The following is a 4,910-nucleotide window of genomic DNA, read 5'->3' as shown; positions in this document are numbered from 1 at the left end:
CCCAGACGGGCGGCGGCAATGACGGGTGGGCGGACAACGCGGTCGGATTCGGGGACGCCCAGCTGTCCGAGTATCCGAACGACCACCAGGCGGTGCAGTGGTGGTACCACGACCACGCGATGAACATCACCCGGTGGAACGTGATGACGGGCCTGTACGGCACCTACCTCGTCCGGAGGCCGGAAGTCCGTTGTCAGTGGCGGCTGTTACGTTCTGTGACATGACCGATGATGCGCTGCGGGCCCTGCGAGAGAACGCCCGTCTGGCCGAGCTGGCCGCATTCCCTTTCGACTTCGACATCGGCCGCGCGGCTCACGGCCATGTCGAGGAGGTCCGTCTCGCCTCGGGCGCGCCGCTGGAGGTCGTGGCCGGGGACGCCACGGGCGGTACGTACTTCGTGTGCGCGGACGGCTCGGTGCTGTACGCCGACTCGGAAGGGAGCGCCGGGCTCATAGGCTCCGGTGTCGACGAGGCGCTCGAGATCATCATCGGTCTGGCCGAGGACGACGACGAGGACGAGGAGGAGTTCCGGGACGACCTCGATGCGGCGCGGGCCGAACTGCGTGCGGCGCTGGGCTTTCCGGAGCGTTCTCGCGCGGAGCTCGAAGCCCTGCACAAGGTCGCGCTCCTGCGCACCGAGCCCGACTTCGTGCTCCTGAACGCGACGGAGCACAACGCCTATGAGCTGCTCGACTCCTACCCCCGCCCGCCGCTGTGGGAGCCGGTGCTCGCGAGCGGTCGCGCCGATCTGGCGCTGCTGCGGTCGGGTGAGCACACGGCCTGGGAGGAGGTGGCCGAGGATCCCGTACGGCGTCGACTCGCCCTGCGGGCCGCCCAGTTCGACCGGGCTGACGGCGACCTGGCGCTGCTGCGGCATCTGTTGCGGCATGAGAGGCGGTCGTCGATGACGGACGAACTGCGGCTCGCCGCCGTGCTGGTGGGCCTGCGCGGCGACACCGGGGACCTGCCGCTGCTGCACGAGGTGCGGGAGACGGACTTCGACACCGCGTGCGGCCTCGGCGGAATGCCGGAAGCCGACGCGAGCGCGCAGGAGCTTCGGGAGTGGGCACGGGAGCTCGACGAGTCACTGTTCGGGACGGATCCGTCGGACGAGCCGGTCTCCACATGGACCGACCTGGCGCGCGACCAGGGCATGACCGAGCTGGCCCGGGTGACCCTGATCCGCGAACTCGACGCGATCGTGACGGACCAGAGCAGACTCCGCCGGCCCGATGCGCCGCGGACGCTCGCAACAGCCCCGCTGAGCGCGCTCGCCCACGACTTCGAGGGACTCGGCGATCTACCCCAGGCGCTGCGCGCCCAGCAGTTGTACGCCGCCCTTCAGGAGTCGGCGTGGGACCGGGCCTCGGCCCGGCACACCCAGGCCCGGCTGGAGCGGGACGCGGGCCTGCTGTCCGACGCCACAAGAACCCTGACCGCCGTGCGGGACGCCCTGGCCACCCCTGGTGACGACTCGCTGCGCGACTGGCAGCGGGTGAACCTCGGCCGCTTCATCGCCGAGGAGCACTACCGTCTCACCCTCGCCCTGGCCGACGCGGACCGCCCGGAGGAAGCCCGCGCGCTGCTCACGGCCGCGGACGCGATACTCGGCGAGCTCTCGGAGAACGCCGCGAAGGGCGTACGGGAGCTCGCCGAGGAGACCGCGGCGCGGGTGCGGGGGATCAGCTGAGGACCGGCACGGCGGGTCCGCGGTCCGGCAGGAAGCCGTGGGCGCGGCGGGCCAGGTACTCGGCCTTGTAGCGGTCGACCTCCCGATGCCAGTGCAGGATGCCCGCCATCCAGTGCTGGAGGTCGACCACGTAGTTCCGCATGGCCTCCCTGCCCTCGTCCGAGAGCCCGAAGTCCTCGTACACGATGGGCAGTTCGTGCGCCGCGACATGCTCGAACTGGCGCATGCGCTGGGTCATCAGGTCATGGACGACGTTGAGCGCGGTCGGGTAGTCGATACCGAAGAAGTTCTGTACGACGAGGATCGCGTTGTGGATCTCGCCCTCGTACTCGATCTCCTTCTGGTACGAGAAGACGTCGTTGAGGAGGCACGCGTAGTCGACAGCGGCGTTCTCCAGTGAGCGGACGGGTCCGCTGCGGTACACCTCCGGCGGTACGGCGGGTCCGTGGCCCATCCGGCACATGCTGAGGGTGAGGTCGGAGCCGAAGGTGGCGCGGCGCATCTCCAGGTAGTCGACCGGGTCGGGGATGCGGTTCTGGAGCTGGTTGGACAGCTCCCAGACCCAGCTCTCGGTCATGACGTCCACCGAGTCCTTCAGGGTGCGGCGCTCGTCGCGTGTCATCTCCGCCGTCGTGCGCACCCACAGGTCGATCAGGCCGCGTTCCATGCCGTTGACCGGGACGGGCGTCGGCTCGCCGTCGAGGGGCATGCAGTCCGACAGGCGCCGGGTGGTGAGCCGGGCGGCGGCCAGGTCGCGGCGGTGGCCGAAGACGAGGGGGTAGTAGTCGTCGCCGTAGGTGCCCCAGGCGAGCCACTGGGCACTGAGGTCGATGGCCTCGGGCGTGCCGTCGGGGTCGATGCCCGCCGAGCACAGCGGAAGGTCGCAGGCGGCGAGTTTGTCCTCGTCCCAGACGCCCTCCTCGAGCATGCCCATGCGGTGCATCCACTCGGTCAGGTGCCCGCGGGTGGCGGCAAGGTGCGGGCTGAGCTCAACCGCGAAGGGCATGGAGAAGTCGGGGAGCAGGGACGGGCCGACCTTCTGGTACGGCACATGCGTGTACGCGCGCAGGCGCTCGGCGCCGGCCGCCGCGAGGAGCGCGCTGACATCGGCGGCGGAGGTGCCGCGCCCGGTCAGGCCCTGCCAGGGCGAGGTGCGGTCGGCGCGCGCGTTCATGTACCTGCTGGAGCGCATGTGCCATTCGTGGCCGCCGGACTGCCAGTCCTGGAGTCCCTGGGTGTACGCGGCGACCGCGAGGGCCTCCTCGGGGCCGAGCCCCTTGTCCAGCGCCACGGCGGGAACTTCGGTGAGCGCGGTGTGCTCGAACTGGTGGAGCCGGGAGGTGAGGACGTCGTTGACCATGTCGGCGGCCTGCTGGGTGGTGCAGCCGAAGAAGGTCTCCAGCACCAGGACGCCGTTGCTGAGTTCGCCCTCGTCCTCGACCTCGCGCTGGTAGGAGAACAGGTCGTTGCGTAGGTGCACCGCGTCGGAGAACGTCTCCATCAGCACCCTGAGCGGCCTCGACTCGGCCACGGACGCGGGGACTTCGGCGGTCGCGTACTCCACGAGGCCCGAGGACCATGGGGCGCCGCCCACCTTGCGGCGCATCTCGATGTACTCGACGGGGTTGGCGATGCGCCCCTCGTTGATGTTGGACAGCTCCCACAGCGACTCGTTCAGGAGGTGCTCGGTCGCCACGGAGAAGCGGCGGCGCCAGTCCACGGACATCTTGGGCACCGTGCGCGTCCACAGATCGGCGAGGCCCGCCTCGACCGGGTTCTGCGGCTCCGGCATCGGGGTCGACAGGTCCATCGGCATGAAAAGGGGCAGCCGGTCCAGGTAGGCCTTGCCGCCGGCGCGGTCCTGGGTGCGCTTGAAAATCTCCAGGAAGTGGTCGTCGAAGAAGAAGACCCACACGTACCAGTCGGTGATCAGGGAGAGTGCGGGGCCGTCGCATTCGGGGTGGGTATAGGCGCAGAGCAGGCCGTAGTCGTGCGCGTCGAGGTCGGCCTGCTCCCAGATCCCGGACCCCTCCAGCATGCCCATCTCGCGCGCCCACTCGYRCGAGTGGGCGCGCGCCTCGTCGACATGCGGGTTCAGCCGCGCGGGATACGGCATGTAGAAGTGCGGGAGTTCGAAGGGCTGCTGCGTCATGGCCGGGCCCTACCCGGGGGGTTCAACGGGCATCCGCGGCACGGGACATGATCACACCATCGCGTGAATCACGGGTGAATCCGGGAGTTCTCACCGGGCCTTGTGGCGTTCATCTCTACGCGCGCAGACTTTTCGAGCTTCACGTGCTTCGAGCTTCATGTGTTTTCCAGCTTCATCAGTCCCCGAGCTTCATGTGTTTTCCAGCTTCATGTGTCCCCGAGCTTGTTGTGTCCCCCGTGTCCCCTCCTTGTCCCCTCCCGCACCGGAGTCGCGATGAACCACACCGGATCCCTCTCCCGCCGCACGGCGCTGGCGTCCCTCGCCGGTGCGGCCCTGGCCACGACCGCGGCGTTCCCCGCCTCGGCGACCGAGCCGCACGGCCGCCGGTCCGTCCGGTTCGCCACCTTCAACGCCTCCTTGAACCGCGCCACCCAGGGCGCGCTGATCACCGACCTGTCCACGCCGGACAATGCCCAGGCGCGCAATGTCGCCGAGACGATCCAGCGGGTCGATCCGGACATCCTGCTGATCAACGAGTTCGACTACGACGAGCAGGGCAGGGCGGTCCGGCTGTTCCTGCGCAACTACCTGGCCGTCGGGCAGGGCGGTGCGAAGCCGGTGCGCTACCCGTACCACTTCACCGGCCCGGTGAACACGGGCGTCGCCACCGGCGTGGACCTCGACGGCAAGAACGGCGCGGTCACGACGCCCGGTTCGGACGCCTACGGCCAGGACGCGTACGGCTACGGCTGGTTCCCGGGGCAGTACGGCATGGTCGTGCTGTCGAAGTTCCCGATCGACACGCGCGCGGTGCGCACCTTCCAGCGCTTCCTGTGGAAGGACATGCCGGGCCACATCATGCCGCCGGGCTACTACAGCGAGGAGGCCCGCGCGATTCTGCGGCTGTCGTCGAAGAGCCACTGGGACGTGCCGGTGTGCATCGGGCACGACACGGTGCACTTCCTGGTCTCGCATCCGACGCCCAACGCACCCTCGTGCCCCAGGACCAGCGCCACCTGTCCCCGCACCAGATCGACCAGTACCTCGCGCCGCTCCACCTCGTCGAGG

3 protein-coding genes and 1 pseudogene are annotated in these 4,910 nt (G+C 69.4%); 3 read left to right on the top strand and 1 reads right to left on the bottom strand.

Annotation, left to right across the window (positions count from 1 at the left end):
- Nucleotides 1-224: multicopper oxidase domain-containing protein (locus EAO75_RS46090; RefSeq protein WP_187284624.1), on the top strand; the 224-nt coding region annotated here is incomplete at its 5' end.
- Nucleotides 221-1,690 (top strand): hypothetical protein, encoded by a 1,470-nt coding sequence (locus tag EAO75_RS28520; RefSeq protein WP_147997855.1) that lies wholly within the window; start codon nucleotides 221-223, stop codon nucleotides 1,688-1,690. The genes EAO75_RS46090 and EAO75_RS28520, both read left to right, overlap by 4 nt.
- Here EAO75_RS28520 and cyc2 read toward each other — a convergent pair.
- Nucleotides 1,683-3,842: a germacradienol/geosmin synthase Cyc2 gene (gene cyc2 / locus EAO75_RS28515; RefSeq protein WP_147997854.1), complete on the bottom strand. Its 2,160-nt coding sequence runs from the start codon at nucleotides 3,840-3,842 to the stop codon at nucleotides 1,683-1,685. The two genes, EAO75_RS28520 and cyc2, sit on opposite strands and share 8 nt — an antisense overlap.
- 273 nt (nucleotides 3,843-4,115) lie before the next feature.
- Here cyc2 and EAO75_RS28510 point away from each other — a divergent pair.
- A pseudogene (locus EAO75_RS28510) lies at nucleotides 4,116-4,910 on the top strand (endonuclease/exonuclease/phosphatase family protein); the annotation flags it as partial.

Origin of the sequence: Streptomyces sp. UW30 (assembly GCF_008042075.1) — a bacterium.
GTDB lineage: Bacteria > Actinomycetota > Actinomycetes > Streptomycetales > Streptomycetaceae > Streptomyces.
This window is presented reverse-complemented; position numbering and strand designations above follow the sequence as displayed.